The 25,538-nt window shown below is 44.4% G+C and carries 23 protein-coding genes and 1 CRISPR repeat array; of the genes, 16 read left to right on the top strand and 7 right to left on the bottom strand.

Annotated features, from left to right (window positions below; genetic code table 11):
* The first annotated feature begins 151 nt into the window (after positions 1–151).
* The 5 genes from GKG43_RS13085 (at position 152) to GKG43_RS13065 (ending at position 5,350) form a co-directional block, all read left to right on the top strand.
* A complete protein-coding gene (locus tag GKG43_RS13085) occupies positions 152–1,267 on the top strand; it encodes a hypothetical protein (protein WP_055150544.1) in 1,116 nt (371 codons plus the stop codon).
* Between the two features lie 107 nt (positions 1,268–1,374).
* Entirely contained in the window at positions 1,375–2,598 is a 1,224-nt protein-coding gene (locus GKG43_RS13080) for an iron-containing alcohol dehydrogenase (protein WP_055150541.1), read from the top strand.
* Complete coding sequence (locus tag GKG43_RS13075) at positions 2,585–3,496, top strand: NAD(P)-dependent oxidoreductase (RefSeq protein WP_055150538.1); 912 nt, start codon at positions 2,585–2,587, stop codon at positions 3,494–3,496. The genes GKG43_RS13080 and GKG43_RS13075 overlap by 14 nt, the downstream gene beginning before the upstream one ends.
* Positions 3,497–3,594: 98 nt before the next feature.
* Positions 3,595–3,975 (top strand): RidA family protein, encoded by a 381-nt coding sequence (locus GKG43_RS13070; protein ID WP_055150535.1) that lies wholly within the window; start codon positions 3,595–3,597, stop codon positions 3,973–3,975.
* Between the two features lie 157 nt (positions 3,976–4,132).
* Positions 4,133–5,350 carry an aminotransferase class I/II-fold pyridoxal phosphate-dependent enzyme gene (locus tag GKG43_RS13065; RefSeq protein ID WP_129879194.1) on the top strand — a complete coding sequence of 406 codons (1,218 nt, stop codon included), beginning with the start codon at positions 4,133–4,135 and terminating at the stop codon, positions 5,348–5,350.
* 606 nt (positions 5,351–5,956) lie between these two features.
* Here the strand turns inward: GKG43_RS13065 and GKG43_RS13060 are convergent.
* The 5 genes from GKG43_RS13060 to GKG43_RS13040 all read right to left on the bottom strand — a co-directional run bounded on the left by GKG43_RS13060 (position 5,957) and on the right by GKG43_RS13040 (position 10,400).
* On the bottom strand, positions 5,957–6,676 hold the full coding sequence (locus GKG43_RS13060; RefSeq protein ID WP_055150526.1) for a DUF6602 domain-containing protein: 720 nt from the start codon (positions 6,674–6,676) through the stop codon (positions 5,957–5,959).
* Positions 6,677–7,007: 331 nt separating this feature from the next.
* Positions 7,008–7,961 (bottom strand): Abi family protein, encoded by a 954-nt coding sequence (locus GKG43_RS13055; RefSeq protein ID WP_154253390.1) that lies wholly within the window; start codon positions 7,959–7,961, stop codon positions 7,008–7,010.
* A 482-nt stretch (positions 7,962–8,443) separates the two neighbouring features.
* A complete protein-coding gene (locus GKG43_RS13050; RefSeq protein ID WP_055150520.1) occupies positions 8,444–9,376 on the bottom strand; it encodes a DUF4097 family beta strand repeat-containing protein in 933 nt (310 codons plus the stop codon).
* A 9-nt stretch (positions 9,377–9,385) separates the two neighbouring features.
* Entirely contained in the window at positions 9,386–10,054 is a 669-nt protein-coding gene (locus tag GKG43_RS13045) for a permease prefix domain 1-containing protein (RefSeq protein WP_050639682.1), read from the bottom strand.
* Positions 10,044–10,400, bottom strand: coding sequence for a PadR family transcriptional regulator (locus tag GKG43_RS13040; protein ID WP_055150517.1), 357 nt, complete (start codon positions 10,398–10,400; stop codon positions 10,044–10,046). Before GKG43_RS13040 ends, GKG43_RS13045 begins: the two co-directional genes overlap by 11 nt.
* A gap of 512 nt (positions 10,401–10,912) precedes the next feature.
* Between GKG43_RS13040 and GKG43_RS13035 the strand changes: the two genes are divergently transcribed.
* The 11 genes from GKG43_RS13035 (at position 10,913) to GKG43_RS12980 (ending at position 23,822) form a co-directional block, all read left to right on the top strand.
* Positions 10,913–11,962 (top strand): RAMP superfamily CRISPR-associated protein, encoded by a 1,050-nt coding sequence (locus GKG43_RS13035; RefSeq protein WP_129879193.1) that lies wholly within the window; start codon positions 10,913–10,915, stop codon positions 11,960–11,962.
* 27 nt (positions 11,963–11,989) lie between these two features.
* A complete protein-coding gene (gene cas10 / locus GKG43_RS13030) occupies positions 11,990–13,699 on the top strand; it encodes a type III-B CRISPR-associated protein Cas10/Cmr2 (RefSeq protein WP_055150511.1) in 1,710 nt (569 codons plus the stop codon).
* Entirely contained in the window at positions 13,687–14,898 is a 1,212-nt protein-coding gene (gene cmr3, locus GKG43_RS13025; RefSeq protein WP_055150508.1) for a type III-B CRISPR module-associated protein Cmr3, read from the top strand. The genes cas10 and cmr3 overlap by 13 nt, the downstream gene beginning before the upstream one ends.
* Complete coding sequence (gene cmr4, locus GKG43_RS13020; RefSeq protein ID WP_055150505.1) at positions 14,891–15,901, top strand: type III-B CRISPR module RAMP protein Cmr4; 1,011 nt, start codon at positions 14,891–14,893, stop codon at positions 15,899–15,901. Before cmr3 ends, cmr4 begins: the two co-directional genes overlap by 8 nt.
* Positions 15,898–16,335 carry a type III-B CRISPR module-associated protein Cmr5 gene (gene cmr5, locus GKG43_RS13015; protein WP_157355603.1) on the top strand — a complete coding sequence of 146 codons (438 nt, stop codon included), beginning with the start codon at positions 15,898–15,900 and terminating at the stop codon, positions 16,333–16,335. The genes cmr4 and cmr5 overlap by 4 nt, the downstream gene beginning before the upstream one ends.
* A gap of 28 nt (positions 16,336–16,363) precedes the next feature.
* On the top strand, positions 16,364–17,245 hold the full coding sequence (cmr6, locus tag GKG43_RS13010) for a type III-B CRISPR module RAMP protein Cmr6 (RefSeq protein WP_055150500.1): 882 nt from the start codon (positions 16,364–16,366) through the stop codon (positions 17,243–17,245).
* 187 nt (positions 17,246–17,432) lie between these two features.
* Positions 17,433–19,007: direct repeats of the CRISPR family, unit length 33 nt; unit sequence GTCACCGCTTGCGTATGCGGTGTGGATTGAAAT.
* Between the two features lie 154 nt (positions 19,008–19,161).
* Positions 19,162–20,505, top strand: coding sequence for a GNAT family N-acetyltransferase (locus tag GKG43_RS23715; protein ID WP_330377502.1), 1,344 nt, complete (start codon positions 19,162–19,164; stop codon positions 20,503–20,505).
* A gap of 2 nt (positions 20,506–20,507) precedes the next feature.
* The gene (locus GKG43_RS12995; protein WP_083486989.1) at positions 20,508–20,927 is read left to right on the top strand and encodes a DUF1810 domain-containing protein; all 420 of its coding nucleotides are present in this window, start codon (positions 20,508–20,510) and stop codon (positions 20,925–20,927) included.
* 151 nt (positions 20,928–21,078) lie between these two features.
* Entirely contained in the window at positions 21,079–21,831 is a 753-nt protein-coding gene (locus GKG43_RS12990) for a YoaP domain-containing protein (RefSeq protein WP_055150556.1), read from the top strand.
* Positions 21,832–22,083: 252 nt separating this feature from the next.
* Positions 22,084–23,175 (top strand): radical SAM protein, encoded by a 1,092-nt coding sequence (locus GKG43_RS12985; protein WP_055150494.1) that lies wholly within the window; start codon positions 22,084–22,086, stop codon positions 23,173–23,175.
* A gap of 26 nt (positions 23,176–23,201) precedes the next feature.
* Positions 23,202–23,822: a TetR/AcrR family transcriptional regulator gene (locus tag GKG43_RS12980; RefSeq protein WP_050639692.1), complete on the top strand. Its 621-nt coding sequence runs from the start codon at positions 23,202–23,204 to the stop codon at positions 23,820–23,822.
* 24 nt (positions 23,823–23,846) lie between these two features.
* On the opposite strand, the gene GKG43_RS12975 is transcribed toward GKG43_RS12980, so the two are convergent.
* Entirely contained in the window at positions 23,847–24,173 is a 327-nt protein-coding gene (locus GKG43_RS12975) for a hypothetical protein (RefSeq protein WP_025656968.1), read from the bottom strand.
* 70 nt (positions 24,174–24,243) lie between these two features.
* Positions 24,244–25,509 (bottom strand): DNA polymerase IV, encoded by a 1,266-nt coding sequence (locus GKG43_RS12970; RefSeq protein ID WP_055150490.1) that lies wholly within the window; start codon positions 25,507–25,509, stop codon positions 24,244–24,246.
* Between the last annotated feature and the right edge of the window lie 29 nt (positions 25,510–25,538).

The raw sequence follows: 25,538 nt of genomic DNA, 5'->3' as shown, positions 1-25,538 counted from the left end.
CTCCAGGCGGATATAGAATGCCCCGGTGAATCAATATTATAAATCATGCAGGAAGCCGCCCGGGAGAGTGGTGTTTCTCCGGGCGGCATAGAAAGAGGCGTAACAAAAGAACAAGAGAGTAAAAGAACAAGAGAGAGAGGGATACAAATATATGGATAAGAAAAATATGAGCTGGTTCACATTTTTTAAATTAGCCGGTGCGCTGCTTGCATTCCTGATTGGCTCCGGTTTTGCATCCGGGCAGGAGACCATCCAGTACTTTTCAGGCTATGGTTATATGGGGATTGCGGTGGGCATCATCAACTTCCTGATGATGTATCTGACTTATGTAGCATATGCATACGCGGGGAGGACCCGCGGCCTGGCCAACCTGAACGAAGTTGCCACATTTTACGCCGGGAAATATGCAGGAAAATTATTTGAGATCTTTGCGTGGCTGTTTGTAGCCTGCTGTTTTATCTTCATGTGTTCAGGCGGCGCATCCACATTTAACCAGCAGTGGGGCGTACCGATGCCGATCGCTACTGCTATCATGGTAGTGGCTGCTGTAGCAACCGCAATCTTCGGGTTGAAGCGCACGGTTGACGTAATCGGATGGCTTGGGCCGGTTATCGTCTGCTTTACGTTGATCGTCGGGCTGATATCGGCTTTCACATTCTTCCCACGGATTTCGGAAGGCATAGCCCTTCTCGACAGCGGGGCTGTTACGATTACCCGGGGAACCAATCATTGGCTGACAGCAGGATTTTCTTTCGGAGGCTGTTCCCTTCTTCTGGTTTCCAACTTTGTTTCTACTCTGGCATATGACCAGCGTGAATATAAATTTGGCCGTTTCAAAATGATTCTTTTTACAGGTGCATTCTTCATTTCCACAGTTTCTGTCCTGATGGGGCTGAACCATTTGGGAAATATTGAAGAGGCAGCAACAGTTGCGATTCCTAACCTGGCACTGGCTTCCCATATCATGGGTTCCGTGGGCACGCTGTTTGCGGTTGTCATCATATTGGCCATATATTCCACGATCTGTCCGTCACTGTGGAATACCATTAACTTTTTCATTAAAGATGATAAAAGCCCGAAGTACAAGATTGCGATTGTAGGATTTGGCGTGCTTACTTATGTACTGTGCCTCTTCGTGCCATATCAGAAGCTGCTCGGTGTTATCATGACCTATTGCGGCTACACAGGATTTATCGTATTCTTTGTGATTGTGATCCGGTACTTTATGGTAAAATCCAAGGACGACAAAGAAGGAATCAAAGCTTAATCCATCCGGCAATGTGATGGAATGAAAAAAATTTACCGAGTACATCATTAGGTCTGCTTAAGTGGCGGTTAATTATTATATGATGTACTGGCTTAGGAGGTTTTAACATGTTTAGACCAGTTGCACAGCTGCCTTTGGATTACAGCGTATTTAAAGATAAAAAGTCCATTTTCTCCTGGGCGCCGTCCGGAGCAATTCTTTTCGGAAACGGTGCTGCCGCAAAGACAGGGGAAGAATTGAAAAAACTGGGCGTAAAGAAGGCGACGCTCGTAACGGATCAGGGGCTGGTGAAGTTCGGGATTGCTGCAAAGATTATTGAATCTGTAAAGAATGCGGGCATCGAGCTGAACGTATACGACCAGTGTGAACCGGATTCGTCTGTAGAGACTGTAGAAAAAATAGCAGATTTAAGCAAAGAAGCAGATGTCATAATTGGCCTTGGCGGCGGGAGTTCTATGGATCCCGCCAAGGCAGCCGCAATTGTTGTTACGAATGGCGGCAGTATCAGGGATTATCAGGGGTGTGACAAATTCAAGACCGCACCGCTGCCCATTGTAGCCATTCCGACTGCGGCGGGGACTGGAAGCGAGTGTACGCCGTTTGCGGTGATTGCAGACCGGCAGAGAGAATGGAAGATGCCGATCGGCGGTACCGGGATCATGCCGGCGCTTGCGATCTGTGACCCGGAACTGACCTACTCCCTTCCGGCAGGTATTACTGCGGCAACGGGGATGGATGCACTGACCCATGCAATTGAGGCTTACACATCCCGCTGTACGGAACCGATTTCTGATGCGCTGGCATGCCAGGCTGTAAAATTGATTGCACACGCCCTGCGTCCGGCAGTCTACCGCGGTGACAGCGACAAGGACGCCCGCTATGATATGATGATGGGCGCGATGCTGGCAGGCTATGCATTTACTACGGCCAGCCTTGGGATTTCCCACTGCATGGCACATCCTTTGGGAGCACAGTACCATGTTCCGCACGGCGTCGCGAATGCCCTGTGCCTTCCGGTGGTGATGGAATTCAACATGGGGGCCTGGCCGGAGCGTTATGCAGATATTGCCGGTTTTTTTGGGGTCAATACTGCGGGGTTGTCCGTGAGGGAGGCCGCGAAAAAGGGCGTTGCGTGTGTCTATGAACTTCTGGAGGATATGCCGGTTCCGCCGCTTGCCTCCTACGGGGTGACAGAAGAGAGCCTGGAACGCCTGGCCGACGATGCAATGCTGGGGGGCGACCGTCCCAACAATGCAAGGATGACGACAAAGGATGATTTTATCCGCCTGTACAGGAAAGTTATGGAGCTCAAGAAAGATGAGAAAATTTAAAAAGCTTGTAGTGCTGGAACCTGTCCGGTTTGATAAAGCGGCAGAAGAAGCACTGTTTGAATATGCGGAAAATGTACGGATCTACCGCGACATTCCTCCTGATGACGCGGAAAAAATCAGACGTATGAAGGATGCAGAAGCGGTGCTTGTGTTCTATACGAGTCAAATCGGTGCACAGGTGATTGAGGCCTGCAAGGATCTCCGGTACATCGGAATGTGCTGCAGCCTTTATACGCCGGCAAGCGCGAATGTGGATATTAGTTATGCCCGGGGGAAAGGAATCACTGTGACCGGAATCCGGAAGTATGGTGACCAGGGCGTACCGGAGTTCATCTCGAGTGAACTGGTGCGCCTGTTCCACGGATTTGGACCGAGGCGCTGGCGGGAAGAGGAAATGGAGCTTACAGGAGTAAAGCTCGGTATCGTGGGCATGGGAGATGTGGGCACAGCAGTTGCAGAATTAATGCTTGCATTTCAGATGGATGTTTATTATTTCAGCCGGACCCGCAAGCCCGGTATAGAAGACAAGGGCGCAAGGTATCTGCCATTTCACAGGCTGTTGGAAACGGTGGATGTGCTCACGACACATCTTCATAAGAATACGGTCATCATGGCGGAGAATGATTTTAAGCGCTTTGGAAATGGGAAAGTGCTGATCAATACGACTTTTACACCGCCTTACCCGCTGGATGCGCTAAAGGGCTGGCTGCAGCAGCCGGGTAACTATTATATAGTGGACAGTGCGGTTTCGATCGGAGGGAAGGATGGAGAAATCTATCAGATGCCGAATGTGATTTGTCCGGATGTCATAGCGGGGCAGTCTGTTTTGTCAGGCGTCCTGCTTAGGAAGAAGGTATTGCAGAATATAGAAGAGTACCTGTCTTCACAAGACTTTTGATACCCGCTCTTGCAGCAATGAATTTTCAGATACACTGCCAGGATACGGGATCGGCTGCTCGAAAGAGCATATTATATTTTAAGTTAAGGAGAGAGCTTATGCGAGAAATTATATCAACTTTATCAGCCCCAGCGGCTATAGGACCTTATTCACAGGGAAATCAGATCGGGAAACTGCTCTTTTTGTCGGGGCAGCTTCCGGTTGATATGGGGACCGGCGCTTTTCCGGAAAGCGTGGAAGAACAGACGGAGAAATCGCTGACCAATATCCGTTCCATTCTTGAGGCCAAAGGAGGTACGATGGATCACGTTGTAAAGACAACAGTATTCCTTAGCGACATGAACCATTTTGCCGCCATGAACCGTATATACGAGAAATTCTTCACAACAGGCGCATATCCCTCACGCAGTGCGGTAGAAGTGGCAAGGCTGCCCAAGGATGCACTGGTGGAGATTGAGGCAATTGCCTATATTGAATAATCTTAACAGTTCAGGCGTGAATATTACGTTGAAAATGTACCCCTGTTCCGGAGGAATACTCGGAATACTCAAGGCGGGCGTGAACTGTTACACATCATCTCATGGTCTACAGACCGCCCTATAAATGGACAACTGCATCAGGTAAGGAGAAAAAGACATGAAGTACAATTTTGATGAAATTATTGACCGGCGCCATACAAGCTGCATGAATACTGACGGGTTCAGACAGTACATTTTCCATGCGGACGAAAACATGAAATTCCCCTATGCGGATGAGGAGTTTATCCGTATGTGGATCGCGGACATGGAGTTTGCCACACCGGACTGCATTATCGATGGGATACAAAAAAGACTTGACCGGAAGATTTTTGGATATACCAGACTCTTTGGGGATGCGTATTTCCAGGCATTTCAGGCATGGACCAGAAAGCTGTATGGCTGGACATTTCCTCAGTCAGATCTCTACATATCCCATGGAGTTATCCCTGCGTTATATGAACTGACCGGTTATATATGTAAGCCGGGCGATAAGGTACTGATTCTGACCCCGTCCTATGCATACTTCAAGTATGCCGCAGAATATAACAATGTGGAATATGTCTGCTCAGACCTGTTGAACCGGAAGGGGGACGGCTATTATGAAATGGATTTTGAGGATATCAGGAATAAGGCGGCGAACCCGGATGTGAAATTATGTATATTCTGCAGTCCACACAATCCTTCCGGGCGCATCTGGACAGAGGAGGAACTGCGTACATTTGCAGATATCTGCATGGAGAACGGACTGCTGATTATCTCGGATGAAATCCATTGTGACCTGATCCGCAGCGGGCTTTCACACACTCCCCTTGCAAAGCTGTATCCCAATAGTGACAGGATTATCACCTGCATGGCTCCGAGTAAGACATTTAATACCGCTGGCCTGCAGTTTTCCAATATTATCATTCCGAATGAAGACGTACGCAAGCTCTGGCTGGCACGGCATAACTTTGACCTTAATCCCCTTTCGCTGGCGGGTGCGCAGGCGGCTTATGAAGGAGGATACGACTGGATGATGGAACTGAGGCTGTATCTGGATGCGAATTTCGAATTTGTGAGGGCTTATCTGGAGAAGCATCTGCCGAAAGCCGTATTTCGGATTCCGGAGGCAACCTATCTTGGATGGGTGGATATTGGGGCATATGTAGAAGACGGTATGAACCTGCCATTGTTCTTTGCGGAAAATGCGGGAGTACTGCTGGAGGGAGGCAATATGTTTGTACGGAATTCAGACACGTACATCCGCCTCAATGTGGCCTGCCCAAGGGCTCTGCTTAGCGAGGGGCTTTCGAGAATCTGCGGGGCTCTGAATAGACGTGAACGGAAGCGACGCTAAAGGAATACTTTATGTGATTGTTTTTTGAATCGTTTAGATGCTTTTATGTCAACAGGACTCCGGCAAATCGTCGTCTTCTAAGGATGAATATCGTAAAATGCTCCAAGAGCTTTTTAGCAACAATGTGTTCATTTGTATAAGTCCTATGACCGGTTTCGCATCTTTGCAGACGACACTTTTAATAACCGATTTTGGAACTATTATTTGTGGCACCAGTCTTTTCATTGCATGGTGCCACAAACAATAGCGATCTTGTAAAAATTTGCACGCTGCCATGTAAAGTATGTCGGAATAGTACTGAACATCAGATTCGCTTCCGTACTCGGACAGCTCTTTCGCAGTGGCGGCGATCCAGATAGCAGCAAATTCTTCTTCGTTTTGAGCCTCTATCAGCATTTTAGCCGTTTGGATCGTTCCCCTATTTGTTAGCTTGGTGAAATAGAAAAATTGTATTAAAATATATCACAATAATTTCCTTATTGTAATCGCTTCATAGATAAAATCGAATATTCACATGCGTTCTTAGCATATTTAGTCTAACATTATTGCATTTTGTCGCCACTATCTCCGTCACCCTTATATCAAGCCCACGACAAAAATTCTCAACTATTTTTTATCTAAATCAAATTTAAAGTTATCTAAATTTGCGTTTGCATAGTTTCTAATATCAATACCGGCAACCGTCCCTAACTTATACAATTCATCTAAAATCATATAGAAAAACGCTAAAACTGTTTCCTCACCAGAAGCATGCAATAGAGAGAGTTTTGACTCTCTATTAACTAAAAATGAATGATTTTTAATTGCACATCCAAGATCAATATATTTAAATAAATTCAGATGCTTTTCAATTTTATCAATATTAATGGAATCAATTGATAAAATACCTCCAATAATCTTGGTCAAGTTACGTGGCGGATAATATTTACCAGCATTAATCACTCCCCTGGCTGAACGTTCAAGAACATTTACACTCTCTATTTTATTATTTGCATACGCTAAAGTTTTTTTATTAATTTTCGGTTTAGATTCAAAAACAGCATACACGCTTTCTGCTGTTATAAACTTTTCACCAGCATCCGTTCCAAATATCAAAGGAGCATATAAAGCATCATAAATGATAATATCTATCTGGTCACTTACATTCCCCTTAGAATCGAAAACAAAACCTTTGTCCACCGCATACTTATTTGGTAAAAAGCTTCTGAAAAAATCTATCCATGCACTTTCACAATGCTCTCCCTTTGTTACCGGATGTTCTAATAAAACACTCAGTTTACTCTCCAGTATTGTTTGCTTTGTGTTAAATAAAGATTTTATATCCATACCCATTCTCCTCTTTGCACTTAATTACTGTATTCGGTTTATTCTGTGCTTAACATCCACCACGAAGTGGGGCGGGCTTTGACCTAAGGGGGTACCCCTGGCGGATGCCTTAGAGCGTCAAGAATCATCTTGGTTCCCATTTTATGTAAATACATATTTGTATCATTTTTTCTTTAAATATTTAGAGAGATTTCCGTCCTCTCGACCATGGTTTTCACCTAAATAAATGCAAAGAGAGTCGAATTTCTCCGACTCTCTCAAGTATGTGTCCGCGAACACATACCCCAATTATTATTTATAGTATACTGCTTCTCGCCAGAATATGCAAGACTTAAACGAAATTTTTCAAAGCTTGCATGCGTACTGACAAGTCCGGGTGAATGACAAGCGAAGCAACTGAGGAATTGACTGCTGCTCTGTAATCGTCTGTAATTTTCTCAAATTCGCGAATGAATGCCTTGATTTCCGTTTTAGGCATATGTAACAGCTTTAAATAGTAACACATGAGAAGTATGTAATCTCCGATGGTCTTGAAATTAATATATGGGACGCCGACTTCATTTTTCAGGCATTGTTTCATAGCTGGAGTAGGATCAATGTTTCTAAACCTCGTATCGAAAACAACAGCGTTGTGTGCTATTGCATTCCGCAAATCTTTCAAGGTGTAAATATACTTATACAGTAATTGTCTATCTGTATCACTTGCAAGATTGAGCCCAAGCCTCTTTGAAATATTATCTCTCACATCGTAGGTCAGACAGGAAAGCAGATAACCTAAATCACCCATCGTCATTATCTCAAATAAAGCCCATATTGGGACATCTGAATATCCAACGTTATTATAAAAATGTGTTATTTTGGGATTATTGCCACGATATGCTCTTGCAAGGTTAGCTTGAATCGAATTTTGCAAATTTAACTTATTCTGTTGTAGCTTTTTCTTTTGCTCAGGTGTATATGAAGCTGGTGCATTGTGGTACCCGCTTACGACCTTGTCATACATTGCCTGAATGCTTTCAGAATTTGCACCAATCAAAATCCCCTCTAATGCAATATTCTTAATTGCAGTCTCAATAAACATCATTTTTCCGTACAAAAGTGCTTTTAATGCTGAGTCGTATTGTATCGTTGCATATATTTCGTTATATGTAGTGAATGGTAATCTTGTACCAGCATTTTTGAAAAAGCGGTATCCTTTATACCCATGGAAATAGCCGGTATTAATCAACTGCCTTTTTTGCGCAGTTCCCGATATTGTTATTCCATTATCCCTAAGATGGCGCATCAATCCATCTGTTGTCTTGTAACTAATAAAATCCTCCTACCATGCATTATAAAAGTAGCATATCACGTTTTGAGTTATAAAACAATGCAGACAGAAATCAATTTTCCTCAACATACCAAAATAGCTTCGGGATAAAACCAAGACCTCTTCTGTCGTCACAATCTATGTTAATGCTTCAAAAGGAGTTCAGTGACTATACCCAGGTGATAGCTGCAGGATCGGCGGGACCGTTGCAGTTTCAGGCAAAACAGATTATGGAATATATTACAGATCCCGTGCTGCGGAGCCTGCCGGTTATAGCAGGGGAATCGTGAGCGGCAGTATGTTAGTAGATACTAATAAGAAGCAGTTATTTTATAAATCCACAGGAACAGTATAACATGTATGAGTTATACTGTTCCTGTGTCCTGCTTAGTGTAAGGGGGCAGACCTTTATGCAAAGGGCAAAGGGGGCAGACCCCTTTGCGTTTCTGTCAAGTCCATTACAGTCTCTTCACTTCAGCCCCTCCGCTGACACTCTCAAAACTGAAGGAAGCTCCTCCGCCCTTATAAGTACCCCGTCCTTCTTTCTGTGACATCTCGAAGTCGCAGTTAAAATAACCGCTGACGGTGTCCAGTTTGTAAGTGAATCCGTCGTTCTCCTGTATGGTAAAGGACGCATTACCACTGACGCTGTCGGTTCTTATCTTATCCGGGCAGACTTTTGAGGTTACGGAGATGAGTCCGGATACCGTATCGGAATCAATATTCCGGAAGCTTCCTTCTACTTGTATATCGCCGCTGGTTGTATTCGTCTCCAGTTTGCCGTCTACATACAGTGTGTTTCCGGTCAGACTTCCACTGGTACTGTCCATGGAGAGCCCACTGGTTTTGCAGCCGGTCAGATCAAAATCACCGGACGTGGAATCCAGGCGGAACTGGTCTGCCGTTATTCCGCTTATCTCTGCATCTGAGGAGATCGTATCAATCCGGAACGAACCCATGGATTCTGCTGTCTTTTCCGGAATTTTAACAAAAAGTTCCTTGTGAAGAGTGGAGTTGTTAAAAAACCCCCTTTTCTGTGCCTTTTGATATTGAATGATCAGTTTGCCGTTTTTAACATAATATTGAAGCTGTTGTTTTTCGCTCAGATCCTGTGATGCTTTTTCATAAAACTGTACGGTCTTGCCGTCGTATGTTGCCACATGGATCCGCCCGTCAAGCCAGTTGAGTTCCAGGTCTTTTATCTCATTTCCGTCGATCTTGGCACTTCCTGTTTTATATTTTCCGGAATCAGCATAGTTGTAACCGTTGTTGATTCCAATGGAAATGACGTTGATCTTTCCGAACAGACCGAGAATAAGTATTACAGTTAGGGCCACAGCCGCGATTGTCCAGGCTATGATCCTGATGACTGCCGATTGCCTTCTATTCATGATTGCCTCCTATTTTTTCAGTTCAAATATAGCCTTCAGGATTCCTTCCACTGCAACACCGATCAGGAATATGACCCAGGTGATATGCCATGCCATTGTCCAGAAGCTGACTACGATGTAAATAACCACAATGACAGCCCACAGTGCGCTGCTGAGCGCTCTCATTGCTCTTCGGCTGGAATCCGTCTGCTCCTGCCATTCCTTGAACTCTTCCACGATAGAGTCATCGGTTCTCTGGTAGCGCGGTTTGGTCAGGTTGTTGTAAATAAGCAGTGCCGTTGCGACTGCAATCATAATAAACATGAGAGCCGGTGCTAGTTTGTTCTCGAAAACAGTATCGGAGAGCAGGATAGGAGGGAGAACACTCATAATGTACATCATTACCGCAACAGAAATCAGGACTGCCGACTTCCTGCGTCCCTTATCCAGCGCTTCTTTCGTTACAGGCAGGCTTTCGGAGGATGGCGCCCCGTGAAGCCCTGCCAGGAGCTCATCCATATCGCCGATGCTTGCAACCGCTATGTTGTATGCCGCCTCGGGGGTTCTGCCTTCTGCGATCATGTCGTGGTACTTATCGACCAGATTCTGCAGAATCTCTTCCTTTAACTCTACGGACTTCCTGGTCGGTTTGACATCCCGGAACAGATGATCCATATATGCTCTTAATTTATTTTCCATGTGTATCCTCCTTCTTCTCACCACTCCTGATTAAAATATCAATGAGCCCTTTGGCTTCCTCCCACTCCGCTTTCATCCGCTGGTAAGCCAGATCCCCCTCCGGCGTGATGGAATAGTAACGCCTTCGGGCGCCTGTGTTCTCGTCCCCCCAGTAAGAACAGATATATCCCGCGCTTTCCAGCCTACGGAATGCCGTATACAGGGTGGCTTCTTTGAGCTCATACTGATTGTCTGTCTTTATCTGAATGTCTTTGTTGATCTTATATCCATAACTGTCTTCTTCGGTCAAATGGGCCAGAATGATTGTGTCCGTATGTCCGCGAATCAAATCGGATGCTATTGACATATATTCATACCTCCTTTTCTGTACTTACATTTAAGCATAGTATACCTCGCCTGTCAATGTATATATGGAAATAAAATATATTCATGACAATTGTCATGTGGTTTTATGGTTTACTATGGTGTTTAAGAAAAAACGCTTTATTATAGAATATAGTACGAAAAAGGACATATTCTATTGTTGGTTTTTTTAATACATGATAAAATATAAAAGTGGTGATAAAGTTTTCTTGGAAAATTTCAAGGGGATTTTATTGCCTTTTTATTTTACATAGAAGTTTGAGGAACTTATAAATAATTTAGAAGTAACAGTTCAGACGCATCTGAATTATTGCATATAGAAAATCCTCTAAGTGAAATAAGCAGCATAAACGATTGTGTTGGTCAGAAAGGAGCCGCTATGGCAGAAAAAACAGAGAGAGAAAAAAACAAAGAAACAGAAGAATTAAAACAAATAATTGTAGACAACATCATTGAGAATTATATACATAAAGAAGGATAGAAAGAAGGGAAAGCATGGAGAGTAGAACACTAACAGGCCATTTGCTGACGCCTATGTTCAGTTATGGTGAGAATCAAAAATTTCCTGAATTCAGAGCCACGGAGCTGAAGGGCATGATGCGCTATTTATATCGGATTGCATGTCCTGCTAAGCTTAGTGTGCTTAAGCAAGATGAGGCGGAACTTTTCGGAGGAAGTACCGGAGACAGAAAGGAACAGGCAGGACATGCATCTCCTGTACAATTGTTTTTGATGCAGGCAAGACAGGAAAGGTTTGAGGCTGAGAGTTTATTGCTGCATGATGAAAAAAGACAGAGATCCATATTTAATTGTATACTTCAAGATGAGTTTAAACTAAGAATCAGTATGGACAAACGGATATCCATTCAAAACGAATTGCTTTCAAAAATAGCAGATATAGATTGGTATAAGAAAGAGGCGGCTTTGGCGCTTCTTCTCTGCGGCATGGGAAAACGCAGCAGAAAAGGTAGGGGAAGAGTCATGCCGGACGAATATCAGCAGAAGGATAAGGCTCAGGCATTGGCCTGGATTTGCGATGGTTTGAACAAGATCGCGAAAGCAACGAGTGAAGAGCTAAAACCAGAAGAAAAGAAATATGAAATAAGAGACGGCACAATATATCCGTACGTACAGAAGAAAGGGCGGAATTCTGGTAATAGGGATCTGAAACGGCCCGCCATAAAGAAAATTGTTTTGGGAGAGTGTCTGTCAGAATGGAAAGAATCTGCTTCACGCAGCGGGGGCAAAAAAAGCCTGGATGTTTTTTTGAAGGCGGTTGATACGGAATGCCATTATTTGAGGGGAAAACAAAAATATGAATTCCTTAAAGATGGGCAGATACTTAAGTTGAGCAAAGCCATTGGACAAATCGATGGAAAGGAACGCTTTGCATCTTCACTCATCATTGGGTTCATACAGACAGATGAAGGGATATATCCGGTTTACACCTTTGTAAAAGCATTTCCAAATCTAAAAGAGGAACTGGATGCAGACTGCTCCCTGCGTGAACAATTTATCGAAATGGTTGAAAAGTACAGGATATAGTACAAAAACGAGAAGGGAGATGAAGGTGTGAGATATTTGCTGTTATTTACAATAGGGCCGGTACAGCCATTGATTGTAAATTCGCGGAAGGTAAGCGACATGTTTGCGGGAAGCCGCCTTTTATCAAGTCTGATGCAGGATGCGCTTCAGATTTTGGAGCATCAGCAGGAAGTTCGGATTTTATTCCCCTTTATAGAGAAAGGGGAGGGGAATTGCCCCAATATACCGAACAAGCTGATTGCAGAATTGAACCTCACAGAAGGAAAATCGCCGGAGGAGATTGCCACATTTTTGGAACTGTATATTAAAAAACAGTTTTTTACAGTCTGCATGGGTTATTTGAATGATGTAGGAATTATGGAAACAGAGGAGGGATCGGCGGCGCGGCAGCTCCGGGATTTTTTAGAGGTTTTTTGGATTGCCGAGGAATATGAGAGCCAGCCCTATTCAGAAGTGTACCAAAAGCTTTTCAGAAAGATGAATCTGGTAAAAAGCATACGAACGTTTTCTCAAAATCAAGAACCCTGGAATCGAAAATGTGCTCTATTTCCTCAATATAATGCCATCTATGCAAAATGCGGGAAAAGTGCAGGTGTCAGGCAGTATCCGGCAAATATAAATCCTACAGACGTTTATGATATTTCCGAAGTTCCCAAATTGACGTACGCAGTAAAGCCGAAAGAAGCACTTTCAGCGATTGCCATGGTGAAACGTAGTTATGGCAGAATATTAGGAATGTATTCATTGCGTCAGATGCTGCTCAGGCATCAAATCGGTAAAATAAAAAACGGGAAGCAGATCTTAGTAGATCTGGAGAACAGGGCAGGAGGAAAAACAGTAAGTCCGACAGGAGATCAGATTGCTAACGCTGTGTATGATTACGGCCATGGCAACCCGCCTGATTATGAAGAGTATGATAAGGATGCGTGGGAATACGCGGTGCAGCTTTATCACACCATACAGGAAGAGGATATATCCCTCAGCGATTATTATGCAATGCTGAAATTTGACGGCGATAATATGGGAGAAATATTTCTGAATAAGCATACAGTGAAAGAGCAGCAGGAACTGAGCAGGAGTATCAGCGATTTTGCGTCAGAGATACCCAATGTCCTAAAGGAATTTAATGGACTTCTGGTTTATGCAGGAGGGGAGGATTTCCTCGGTTTTTTACCATTGGATACACTGTTGGCGTGTCTGGATAAGCTGCAAAAATTATTTCAGGAGAGGGTAAAGCTGACTTTTTCGGCGGGAATAGTGATAGCGCATCTAATGCAGCCTTTGAAAATGGTTGCACTTGCTGCTGAAGAGATGGAAATGAAAGCAAAACAGGCAGAAGGAAAGGACGCATTTGTGCTGGGCATCTTGAAACGGAGCGGAGAAAGAGTGGCATCCCCACCGTACAAATTCGATGATTATTCAGGATGCGCCTATCCGAAGATGACGGATTTAAGGCGGCTGCTGGAGACGATCTGTAAGAATGAATGCCCCAGGGCCCTGCTGAACAATATTATCACTTTGTTCCGTTGTTTTCTAAAGGAAGACGTCCGACCGGAGAAAGCAAGGGCAGAGATTTTATTGAGAGAGTCTGTCAGTGTTTCTAATGCACAGAATGCAGATGAACTGGCGGACTGTCTGGTACTTTTTTATGAAAGAGAAGAAAGCCTGGATGCTTTTCTGGACACATTGAATGCGGTATTATTTCTTGCAAGGGAGGCGGGATCATGTATTATTTAATAGAACCACTGGATAATTTTTTCTTCCGTACGTCCGTACCGTTTGAGGCTGGGGGAGAAACGACGGCTATTGAGAGCCTGGATATGCCATTACCCTCCGTGTATGCAGGAGCATTTAAAAATTTACTGGGGATGAACTCAGGTGTGGATGGAAAGATTCAAATCGGCTTTAACGGACTGCTTTTGGAAAATGAATTCCTGCTTCCTGTACCGGCAGATCTAAGCTGGCAGGAGGGGACGGAAAGTGATTGTGGAGATTCTCCAAAAGGAGACTTGGAAAGACTTGGTACGATGGAGCTTACACCGAAACCTGTCTCTAACTTTCCTTTAAAATATTGTCTGTGCCAAAGAGGGGGGCATTCTAAAAAGAAAAAGGAACCAAAAAATTTATTCATGCCGGATCAGGAAATCGAGGCATACTTAAATGCGGAGAAAGCGGAATTTAGCGGCATAGATTTGGATGACAGATATCTGGTAAAAGAAGAGAAGGTCGGAATCGCAGTTGATGCCGGAAGCGGAACATCAAAAGAACATCAACTGTATCAGATAAGCATGGTCAGACCTGCGAAGGATCAGGAGTTAAAGCTGGCGGCAGACGTGAGGATTCGGAAACGGGACATGCCCGGTTGTAAAGATAAGAACAAAGAAACGGGGGGAATTCATGATTCCAAAACGACAGGCGTGGTGAGATTTGGCGGAGAAGGTAAGCTGGCTTTTGTCAAGGAAGGTCCATGCAGCCTGCAGATAAAGGTAAAGCAGGAGGATGCAAAGTATTTTAAGATATATCTTGCAACACCTGCAATTTTTGAAAAGGGATGGCTTCCCGGCTGGGTGGATGAGAATCGGTTAGAGGGGATGTTTACCTTTAAGGAACGTCAGGTAAAAGTCAGGCTGTTAGCGGCCTGTGTTGGAAGGTACATTCCCTGCGGCGGTTTTGGGTTTGATAAAGAAGAGGACAGATATCATCCGAGGGAAATGCGATTTGCAGTACCGGCGGGAAGTGTCTATTATTTTGAATTGCTGTCCGGCACCTTTGCAGATGCAGTAAAACTGTTCCATGGAAAATGTATGAGCGATTATAGAGAAAGCAAAGGGTTTGAATATCCGAAATATAAAAAATACCGTTATTGTGACAGAGGGTTTGGATATGCCCTGGTGGGAAAACTGCGGAAAGAACAGGAGGAAATAATTCATGGATAAAGAGACATCTACGTTAATGATGATGCAGACACTTACGCCAACTCATGTTGGAAGCGGGACAGAATTAAGTTATGTAGATTTGCCGCTTCAGCGGGAGATACATACAGGATTTCCCAAAATAGAAGCGTCTACTTTAAAAGGCAGTATTCGAAATGCCGTGAGTTCTTCAGAAGGCTTAAATAAGAAAGGCACTGTGTATGCAGGCGTAAACATGCTTTTAGGAGATCCTGACAAAGGGGACTATGCATCCGCCGTGTCTATCACCGATGCAAGGCTCTTATTCTTTCCGGTCAAGTCTGCTCTTGGAATTTTTGCATGGATAACCTGCCCTTATGCAATGAAGCGTTTTTTGAAAGATTATGAGATTGTTTCGAAATGTGTATTAAAGAACGGCATACATGTGGGTTATGGCGGAACGGATCAAAAGTGGGAGCCGGAAGAAGGAAGCGTCTATTATGCTGATCGAAAGAACTTGGAAATAGCTAAGAGGAAAGGCAATTTTTACGAAGTGAAAAAAGATACAGCTGAGCTGCAGATTATGCTGGAAGATTATACTTACAGAGCTGAAGAGAATAAGACGTTTGGAAAACTGCTGGAGATGATATCCTCGCATCTGAAGGATATGGGAATGGACTGGAAACAATTTATCAGTCATACTGTGCTGGTGCAGGATAATGATTTTGTCCACTTTGTCAAGCATTCCACAGAGGTGGCAACCAGAATAAAAATAGATTCGGATACAGGCACTACCCAAAGTAATGCGCTTTTTACGGAGGAATATCTGCCGCCGGAAACTATAATGTACAGCCTCTTCTTTTTTGGAAAATCGAACCAGCCTCAGAAAAGAGCGAATACGGACGGTGAATTCAATAAACAGCTGACCCCAAAAGAGGTTAGAGAAGAATTTCTAAATCAGTTTAACCAGGATATATTTCAAGTCGGAGGAGACAGTTCATTAGGAAAAGGTTTTGTGAAAAAATGCTTTTGGAAGGAGGAGGAATGATGGGAGCAATCCATGACGAAATGTCCAAAGAGGCTTATGAAATGGTGCGGAAAGCAGGCATTAATAATTCTGAATTTCGAAGTTTGGCAAGAGCTTTTCCATCAATGCTCCAGGTAAATGGTTTGGGTAATGCAATCGCGTTTTTATATGCAAAAAAGAATGATCAAAACAAGAAAGATAAGAAAAATGAAAAAGATGTCAAGAATGTTCATGACATACTTTATAAGGAAATAGAATGCTGGACATGGAGAACGTTAGAGCACCAGCAGGAGGAGCAAGCCCAAAAGTCAGAAAATCCAAAGCTTCCCCTCGATTTGATGGAGCGGATTACAAAACTCGATAGCACTGGATATCGGATCTATACAGACGAGATTATGCATCTGTGCTTATGGATCAAGCGGTTTGCAGAAGGTATGATTAAAGCAGAGAAGTAAGCCATGCACAGCCGGAGGAAGGGGAAAAATGATTGAGATGAAAGAGATTTATCAGCCAGCCAGGCTGGGGCAAAATAGTCAGAATGAAAAAGTGACACAACGTTTGGGCTATCTGCCCAATGACTCTGTAGATTTCATATGTCAGATGAATAAAAAGGAAGTAACCCAAGTAAATCTTTATCTTTTACAGAATCGATTTCGTATCCAAACAAAAAAATATATTAAAGGAAAGCCTTCGTATAAGGAAAGCCCATTTTTAGCGGAAATCATAAAAAACCAATATGAACATACGCTTTCTTCAGAAATACTTTACGGAAGGAAAATGGAAATATTCTTAAAGCAGCTTTTAGAGCGAAATAAGGAGATGGCAGGGGCTTTTAGTGAAAAAGAGGAGTATTGTTTTCACATCCCGAGTAAAATGATTTTAGGTGAAGGCGGGAATTCGGCTTATTCTGACCATGTATTGATGAAACTGCACCCACTGTATGGCGTGCCATATTTACCTGCCAGTACAATAAAGGGGGCGTTACGGAGCTGTTGGAATGAACTTTTTGAAAGGAAAGATGAAAATAATACAGGGAGCGTGGAGTATCAGCTGTTTGAAGAAGGCGAAAAATTGATTTTCTTTGATGCCTATCCCCAGAGTTTTTCTATATCTTTAGATGCACAAAGTCCGCATTATAAAGACTATTACGAGCGGCAGGCTGCACCGACTGATAATCAAAAGGTAGTGCCCATTACATTTATATGTATAAAAGATGTTACATTTAAATTGCATATCGCCTGTCAGAATACAAAATTGTGGAAACAGGAAAAAACACGGATAGATGAAGCAGTAAAATGTATGGTGGAAATATATGGATTAGGGGCTAAAACAGCATTGGGGTATGGCGTAGGAGAAATGCAGTAAGTGTAAAAACAATAAAGTGCGAATCGGTAGCGGACAGGAATTTCCCGGGAGATTCGCACCTTAAAAATAAGGAGGGGAAGGAGATATAGACGGAAAAAATAGAAATTTAATGAGATGAATCAATTGATTTTGTGGGAAATGTATATTATTATGATCTTGAAGTAAATCAAATTTGTTTATTTTTGCTGTCACCGCTTGCGTATGCGGTGTGGATTGAAATAATTACTTTTGCTGAAGTTAACGGAACAAATCTTGTCACCGCTTGCGTATGCGGTGTGGATTGAAATAAACGATATCTGAACGTAAAAATGGAAGAGATTGTCACCGCTTGCGTATGCGGTGTGGATTGAAATCTCAGAATTTGTAGTCCCGATAAGAATGCACTGCCGTCACCGCTTGCGTATGCGGTGTGGATTGAAATCATAAGCGATTGTGCCAGAAGGTGATGCAATTGGTCACCGCTTGCGTATGCGGTGTGGATTGAAATTACCAGACTTACGGACTCAGGGTGCTGTGCGTCCGTCACCGCTTGCGTATGCGGTGTGGATTGAAATCAGCGCAAACATTGATACTGTCATATCTCTGGACGTCACCGCTTGCGTATGCGGTGTGGATTGAAATACATGCCCTCATTGTGAATACGATGTGGGAATGCGTCACCGCTTGCGTATGCGGTGTGGATTGAAATCTATCCGTTCTGCCGTTTCTGGGAAACCCTCGCACGTCACCGCTTGCGTATGCGGTGTGGATTGAAATCTCCTTTACTAAATGTCAGTTTAACCCACTATTTGCCACCGCTTGCGTATGCGGTGTGGATTGAAATTCTTTTTCTGTAAAGCTCTCAGTCCCTGTATCCTGTCACCGCTTGCGTATGCGGTGTGGATTGAAATCGCAAAAATACATGTTAGGTACTAGCCCAGATGCAGTCACCGCTTGCGTATGCGGTGTGGATTGAAATTCGTAACCTCTCATCGTTGGTAAAATCATTATCGCGTCACCGCTTGCGTATGCGGTGTGGATTGAAATCTCCTAAATGTTAATTTATATTGTATCTGCGATCGTCACCGCTTGCGTATGCGGTGTGGATTGAAATATTCTTCTTTTCCGCAACAAAAACATGACCACTCGTCACCGCTTGCGTATGCGGTGTGGATTGAAATAAGAAAAAGACAAGCAGAAGCGTAAGTAAATGGGTCACCGCTTGCGTATGCGGTGTGGATTGAAATAGAATGCAGAGGCATTGGTACGTGGTTTTGACAAGTCACCGCTTGCGTATGCGGTGTGGATTGAAATAGAATAAAATCGAAACTCCATCGCTTACGGGAAGTCACCGCTTGCGTATGCGGTGTGGATTGAAATTCAAAATGTTTATCTTAATGATAATGAAACTTTTGTCACCGCTTGCGTATGCGGTGTGGATTGAAATCTCGCATACTCATCATCTTTTGCTTTCAGGTCATGTCACCGCTTGCGTATGCGGTGTGGATTGAAATTATTGTCGTACAGGATGGATGCTTCCTGATACGGTCACCGCTTGCGTATGCGGTGTGGATTGAAATAGCAATCCTGGAATCCCGTATTTTGAAATCATTGGTCACCGCTTGCGTATGCGGTGTGGATTGAAATTCTCGTTTGATCCACACGTCTCCTGTCCGGAAATCGTCACCGCTTGCGTATGCGGTGTGGATTGAAATAAAGTAGCATTGATTACCTAAATGATAGAGAGTTTGTCACCGCTTGCGTATGCGGCGTAGATTGAAATAAATAAGATTACCAGCTAACCCACCGGGAAAAGCCATAGTCACCATCCTAGTACCTCGAATAATAATTAATTTGCTGTTAAACTAACCTAAATTTTCGATGTACTAAGTATGGTTTAAAATTTAAAGAAAATAGCAATTATTAAGGACAAAATTATGTTAAAAGCAATTATTATTGGAAGTCCTGGTGCAGGAAAAAGTACATTTGCCCGGAGGCTTAGAAATTTGACAGGATTACCGCTATATTACCTGGATATGCTGTGGCATAAGCCGGATCAAACAAATATCACAAGAGAAGAGTTTGATACGCTGTTGAATGACATTATAAAAAAGGATAGCTGGATTATTGACGGTAATTATCAGAGAACACTTGAAGCCCGTCTGAAAGCATGCGACACCGTTTTTCTAATGGATTATCCGCTGGAAATCTGCCTTTCAGGTGCAGAATCCCGCATAGGAAAAAAACGTGAGGATATGCCATGGGTCGAATCGGAATTTGATGAAGAATTTAAACAATGGATGATTGATTTCCCGGATAAGCAATTGCCGCAGATATATGAACTGCTGAATAAATATCGGAAGGAAAAAGAGATCATCATTTTTACATCAAGAAAAGAAGCAGATGATTATTTATGTAACGCCAGTAAAAAGGTATCCCCAGGGGTACCCCTTAGTGCATGTCCTGCGGGCGGGTTTGCAGCAGAGCGGCAGAATAAGGTATATATGTTGCAGCAGCGTCACAAAGCAGAACCGCTCTTTGCAGGCTGGGATGAGACGCTTATCTGGTCATGCCTGCAGAATGTGATGGGGCACATATATGTGGATGATATAGAGGCCCCCAACTCTGTTATGGCTATGTTAGGAGATTTTTGTTTTCTGGCGGGAAAACCGGATGAAGAATTAGCCGCATATAAGCCCGATTGCTGCAAACAAGACTTTATGATTATGATTCCGCAGACTGATCAGTGGAGCAAAGTGATTGAAAAGTATTACGGGGAAAAGGCGAAAAAGGTTGTGCGCTATGCCTTTAAAAAGGAAAAAGAGATCTTCGACAAAGCTGCATTAGAAGCAGCAGTTGCCGGGCTGTCGGCGGATTATCGGATAGAGATGATAGATGAATCCATTTTCAGGCAGTGCAGTCTTTTCGAATGGAGCCGGGATCTGGTATCTCAATATAAAGAATATTCAGAGTACCGGGACCATGGGCTGGGAGTGGTGATTTTGAAAGAAGATGAGATTGTTTCCGGTGCTTCTTCTTATGCAGGCTATATAGGCGGAATCGAAATAGAGATTGATACAAAGGAGGAATATCGCAGACAAGGTCTCGCTTATGCTGCCGGTGCAAAGCTGATTTTAGAATGCCTGGAACGGGACTGGTATCCCAGCTGGGATGCTCAGAATAAAGGGTCTGCCGCATTGGCAGAAAAGCTGGGGTATCGTTTTGACCATGCCTATAGTGCTTATGAGATTTGGGGATATGGATGCAATAATGGAGAATGAGAATGAAGGATGAATTAGAGCGTTTTCTATCCGCACAGCGGAACTATTATAAGATTGCTCTGCAGGAGATACAGGCCGGGCAGAAGAAAAGCCATTGGATGTGGTTTATTTTCCCGCAGATTGCAGGACTTGGTCATAGTACAGCGTCTCAGTATTATGCAATCAAAGACCTGAATGAAGCGAAGGAATATATGGAAGACTTGATCCTTGGAAGAAATTTGATAGGAATATCACAGGCTCTGCTGGATTTAGATTCTAACGATGCGCTTAATGTGATGGGCTGGCCGGATCATCTGAAACTGAAGTCATCTATGACACTATTTGCTTTGGCAAAACCGGAGTGCGAAGTGTTTCAGCAAGTGCTTGATAAATTCTTCTGTGGGGAAAAGGATCAGAGAACAATAGATATTTTGAAGTACTGAATTCACTGAAATTAAAATATTGAAATGTCTTCGTTATTTTACCTCTCAGGGGTTATATATGACATACAGATGTCATGTTTTATATGTTAACCTGAATAAAGAAAATAATCGCTGCGCAGGTTATGCGGCGGAGAAAAGAGAGAAAACATATATGGAATTGATTGTATTGACAAAGGAAAATCTGGAGAAGGAACACATCTGCTGTGCAATTTCCAACAATAAGGACTGCCAGGTTGCCTCCAAGAAGGCATGGCTGGGGGACAGACTGGACGAAGGTCTGGTATTTTTGAAGGGGGATGTGCGGGGGAAATGCTTTATAGAATATATTCCTGCGGAGTCGGCCTGGGTGCCGGTCAAAGCGCCGGGATATATGTATATTGACTGCTTCTGGGTATCCGGTAAGTTTAAGGAACAGGGATATTCCAGTCAGCTGCTGGAAGAATGTATCCTGGACAGCCGTAAAAAAGGGAAGAAAGGGCTTGTTGTACTGTCTTCCGCAAAGAAACGGCCATTTCTGATGGATCCAGGATATTTGAAGTATAAGGGATTCGAAACGGTGGACACGGCAGAGCCCTTTTATGAACTGATGTATCTGCCATTCACTGAAAATGTGGACAAACCGGCATTTATGGAACATGTGAAAAATCCCCATGTGGACGAGAAAGGATATGTAGCATACTATACAAATCAATGTCCGTTTACGGCAAAATATATTCCGATTCTGGAGGCGGCAGCACTCAAAAATCAGGTGCCGTGGCGCTCGGTAAAAATAGAAACAGCAGAACAGGCTCAAAGTGCGCCGGCGCCCTTTACCTCTTTCAGTCTTTTCTATGACGGAGAATTTGTAACAAACGAGATATTGTCGGAAAAGAAGTTTGAAAGTATGATACAGAAAAAGAACTAGTTGTGGGGGCGCTGGAAAATGAATGATTCATACGCTATATTGCTGCCCGGCTTTATAATCTGCCTCAATATGTAGTTTGTGAATTTCATTTCCAAACACCCCCTTAAGTATTGCAAATAAAGAAAAATTTTTATCTGCTCTTGACAGGCTAATGTTCGCTAGCTATACTGGAAATGTAAAGCGAGTGGTCATTAGCCTGTCCGTTTACTGTGCAAGGCAGGTTGATATTTGCAGAAAGAAAAGAGGGAAAGGATGCAGACATTTGAATTAGAAGAATATTTAAGCGGTGGTGTAGAAAATATTATAAAGGGGATACTGAAAGCTTCCCTGGACAATCCGAAGGAAAGTGCATTTATGGTGCAGTATGCAGCAGCTTCGCGGGCAGCGCGGAAACTGCGCCAAAGAGCGGAAGCGGGAGGGGAACATATTCCTCCGTTTTTGATAGCAAGTATTACCAGTCTGTGCAATCTCCACTGCAAAGGCTGTTATGCACGGGCAAACCATCTGTGTGAGGAAGAGATTACAAAGAGGCAGATGACCCGGGAAGAGTGGGGCAACCTTTTTTCACAGGCCGAGGAGACTGGAATCGGCTTTATTTTGCTGGCAGGAGGGGAACCTCTATTAAGGCGGGATGTTCTGGAAGAGGCGGCAGTACATAAGCGGATTTTATTCCCTGTGTTTACAAACGGGACCATGCTGGATGCATCCTATGAACAGTTATTTTCCGATCACAGGAACCTGGTGCCGGTCTTCAGTATTGAAGGAGAGCGGGGAAGAACAGATGCGAGGCGTGGAGACGGCGTTTATAAAATATTGTCAGATTCCATGGAACGGATGAAAAAAGCGGGAATTCTGTTTGGCACATCCATTACTGTGACAAAAGAAAATATAGCAGAAGTGACTTCCTGCGATTTCACAGAAGAACTCGAAAAGGCCGGGTGTAAAGCTGTGATTTATGTGGAATATGTTCCCGCTGACGGGAAGACGCAGGAGCTGGCGCCGGATGATGCAGACCGGGCCTTTATGGATAAAAGACTTGCAGAACTTCGAAGCCGGAATACGTCCATGCTGTACATATCCTTCCCGGGAGACGAGAAATCATCGGGCGGCTGTCTGGCGGCGGGCAGGGGATTTTTCCACATCAACGCGGACGGAGGGGCAGAACCGTGCCCGTTTTCCCCATATTCAGATACAAATATCCGGGGGAAAAGTCTGCGGGAAGTACTTCGTTCCCCCCTGTTTGCGAGGCTTCAGGCCGGTGGGCTGCTGAATGCAGAGCACAGCGGCGGCTGTGTACTGTTTGGACGGGAGAGTGAAGTACAGGCGCTGCTGCAATGCGAATAAATCATGCACATTTAGAGGAGACACGTATGACAACGAAAGAACGGATTATGGAGGAAGCGTTGACACTCTTTGCGGAAAAGGGATATCAGGGAACCAGTGTGAAGAATATTGCGGATGCAGTGGGGATCAAAGACAGTTCTCTGTATAAACACTACAAAAGCAAACAGGAGATTTTTGATACGATTGTACAGGAGATGTCCCTTAGGATGGAGCGGATCTCTCTGGATTTCGGCCTTCCGGGTGAATCGGATATGGGAGAAGCCGCTGCACTGTATGGCGGTCTGTCGCTTGAGGCATTGCAGGCACTTAGCAGGGGCATCTTTCTGTTTTATCTGAAGGACGAATTCGCTGCCAGGTTCAGAAGGATGCTGACGATAGAGCAGTACCGCAGCAAAGACATATATAAAGTATACCGCCAGATCTTTATGGAAGCCAGCATCTCCTATCAGAGCGCCCTGTTTGAAGAAATGTGCAGGAGGAAAATCTTCAGAGAGGCAGATCCGGAAGTGATGGCTCTTCACTTTTATGCCCCCATTTTTTTCCTCCTTAATAAATACGACCAGGAGCCGGAGCAAGAAAAGGAAGCGCTTATGGTTCTTGAGCGGCATGTGAGAGAGTTTGCACGCATTTATCAAGTGGAAAACTGAAATAGTAAAAAAGGCCCCGGCGGGTCATATGCTCTGGGAGGACTTCCAGAGCACCGTCCATTTCTGATGCTCTACATAGTAGAGCAGATGGAAGAGATAGCGGCGGGCATCTACCACTGCATCACATTCGTATTCTACGGTGGGAATGCCGCAGTAATTCTTTTTTTCAAAGGAAAGCACATGCAGATTTGTCAGTGTGCGGATCTCGCCGTCCTCCCCCTGGAATTTGATCAGTTTTGGGATGGCGGTTCCGGTGCTTGTATACCAGACACCGCAGGCCACTGGTTCCTGGCGTCCCCGGATCTTACCGGCATCCGGTGTATGAACATTAATTCCGATTCCCATACCCATAACTTATATACCTCCTGTCTTATAGCGTAAGATACACATCAGCTTTTTCATCTCTTAACAGATCCCTGTATTAAAAAATAGTAAGGCACGAATAGTCTACATCCCGCTTTTCCCGGGAAATGCCTCCTTCCAGATGGTCGATCGGCGTGTCCAGAAAAGCGGCCCGCCGGACCGTATCCATGCCATATCTCTTCCGGATAGAATCGATGGTGCTGTCCCATGTTTCCAGCTTTGCGTAGTCCGCCGTATCAAAAAGGCTCATTTGCCGAAGGGCCGTCCCATCCTGCAGCCTGCCTGTATGGATGCCCAGATGCCGGATTGCTGTTCTGCCATCCCAGAGCTGGTCAAACAGGCGGCACGCAGAACGGTACAGCTCCGTGGTAATGTTAGTGGGGTTGTCCAGAATCATCTGATGGCTGGCATAGCTCAGATCAAAACTTTTGATTCCCACAGACATCAGTTCTGCCTGTACCTGATTCTCCCTGAGCCTGGAGCCCACCGTCTCGGCAAGCCCCAGAAGTACCAGGTGGGCGATCCCGGCATCCGTCACATCAAAGGCAATGGTGGTAGAATTGCCGAAACCCTTCTGCGGCGGAGGGTCAGGCTCCACAGAGGAAAAATCAATTCCATTGGCAAAAGCCCAGATAACCTTGCCGTGTTTTTTTAAATGAGAGGAGAGAAGCTCGGGATCGCTTGCCGCAAGTTCGCCAATCGTTCGGATACCAAGCTTCAGGAGCTTGGAGGCCGTGGCCCTGCCCACAAAAAATAAATCCGAGACGGGCAGAGGCCACATTTTTTCCTGGATTTCCTCCGGAAAAAGGGTGTGGACCCGGTCAGGCTTACGAAATCCGCTGGCCATCTTTGCCAGCAGCTTGTTGCTGGAAATCCCTATATTTACGGTAAAGCCAAGCTCTTCACGGATACGGTCTCTGATCCTCATGGCGGTTCCGGCAGGACTTCCAAAGAGGTGCAGGGTGCTGCTCATATCCATAAAGGCCTCGTCAATACTGTACTGCTCCACCATGGGCGTATATTCGTTCAGGACTTTGATAAAGGCATCGGAACATTTCTGGTAAAGTCCATAATTGGGGGGGACCATATAAAGGGAGGGACATTTCTGACGGGCCTCCAGGACCGTCTGCCCGGTATGGATGCCGAAGCGTTTTGCAGGAGTGCTTTTGGCCAGAATAATGCCGTGCCTTGCGGCCACATCCCCGGAAACCGCGGAAGGAATGGTGCGCAGATCCAGGGTGCCGCCCAGATGATGAAGACGGTATGCGGCTTCCCAGGAGAGAAACGCACTGTTTACATCAATATGGTAGATAACAGTATTCATGGATACTACCTCCTTTAAAACAATTGTAT

This window comes from Eubacterium sp. BIOML-A2, from assembly GCF_009680135.1.
GTDB lineage: Bacteria > Bacillota > Clostridia > Lachnospirales > Lachnospiraceae > Faecalicatena > Faecalicatena contortus_B.
The sequence above is the reverse complement of the archived record's forward strand: the minus strand, read 5'-3'. Positions and strand labels throughout refer to the sequence as shown.

Bases quoted from the DNA above. Each gene is read 5' to 3' on its own strand.
- GKG43_RS12985 (WP_055150494.1), top strand. From the start codon at position 22,084: ATGCAGACATTTGAATTAGAAGAATATTTAAGCGGTGGTGTAGAAAAT.
- GKG43_RS13075 (WP_055150538.1), top strand. From the start codon at position 2,585: ATGAGAAAATTTAAAAAGCTTGTAGTGCTGGAACCTGTCCGGTTTGAT.
- cmr3 (WP_055150508.1), top strand. From the start codon at position 13,687: ATGTATTATTTAATAGAACCACTGGATAATTTTTTCTTCCGTACGTCC.
- GKG43_RS13035 (WP_129879193.1), top strand. From the start codon at position 10,913: ATGGAGAGTAGAACACTAACAGGCCATTTGCTGACGCCTATGTTCAGT.
- GKG43_RS13085 (WP_055150544.1), top strand. From the start codon at position 152: ATGGATAAGAAAAATATGAGCTGGTTCACATTTTTTAAATTAGCCGGT.
- GKG43_RS12990 (WP_055150556.1), top strand. From the start codon at position 21,079: ATGGAATTGATTGTATTGACAAAGGAAAATCTGGAGAAGGAACACATC.
- GKG43_RS12975 (WP_025656968.1), bottom strand. From the start codon at position 24,173: ATGGGTATGGGAATCGGAATTAATGTTCATACACCGGATGCCGGTAAG.
- GKG43_RS13060 (WP_055150526.1), bottom strand. From the start codon at position 6,676: ATGGATATAAAATCTTTATTTAACACAAAGCAAACAATACTGGAGAGT.
- GKG43_RS13045 (WP_050639682.1), bottom strand. From the start codon at position 10,054: ATGGAAAATAAATTAAGAGCATATATGGATCATCTGTTCCGGGATGTC.
- GKG43_RS13065 (WP_129879194.1), top strand. From the start codon at position 4,133: ATGAAGTACAATTTTGATGAAATTATTGACCGGCGCCATACAAGCTGC.
- GKG43_RS12995 (WP_083486989.1), top strand. From the start codon at position 20,508: ATGAAGGATGAATTAGAGCGTTTTCTATCCGCACAGCGGAACTATTAT.
- cmr4 (WP_055150505.1), top strand. From the start codon at position 14,891: ATGGATAAAGAGACATCTACGTTAATGATGATGCAGACACTTACGCCA.
- GKG43_RS23715 (WP_330377502.1), top strand. From the start codon at position 19,162: ATGTTAAAAGCAATTATTATTGGAAGTCCTGGTGCAGGAAAAAGTACA.
- GKG43_RS13040 (WP_055150517.1), bottom strand. From the start codon at position 10,400: ATGTCAATAGCATCCGATTTGATTCGCGGACATACGGACACAATCATT.
- GKG43_RS13050 (WP_055150520.1), bottom strand. From the start codon at position 9,376: ATGAATAGAAGGCAATCGGCAGTCATCAGGATCATAGCCTGGACAATC.
- GKG43_RS12970 (WP_055150490.1), bottom strand. From the start codon at position 25,509: ATGAATACTGTTATCTACCATATTGATGTAAACAGTGCGTTTCTCTCC.
- cmr6 (WP_055150500.1), top strand. From the start codon at position 16,364: ATGATTGAGATGAAAGAGATTTATCAGCCAGCCAGGCTGGGGCAAAAT.
- GKG43_RS13055 (WP_154253390.1), bottom strand. From the start codon at position 7,961: ATGCGCCATCTTAGGGATAATGGAATAACAATATCGGGAACTGCGCAA.
- cmr5 (WP_157355603.1), top strand. From the start codon at position 15,898: ATGATGGGAGCAATCCATGACGAAATGTCCAAAGAGGCTTATGAAATG.
- GKG43_RS13070 (WP_055150535.1), top strand. From the start codon at position 3,595: ATGCGAGAAATTATATCAACTTTATCAGCCCCAGCGGCTATAGGACCT.
- GKG43_RS13080 (WP_055150541.1), top strand. From the start codon at position 1,375: ATGTTTAGACCAGTTGCACAGCTGCCTTTGGATTACAGCGTATTTAAA.
- GKG43_RS12980 (WP_050639692.1), top strand. From the start codon at position 23,202: ATGACAACGAAAGAACGGATTATGGAGGAAGCGTTGACACTCTTTGCG.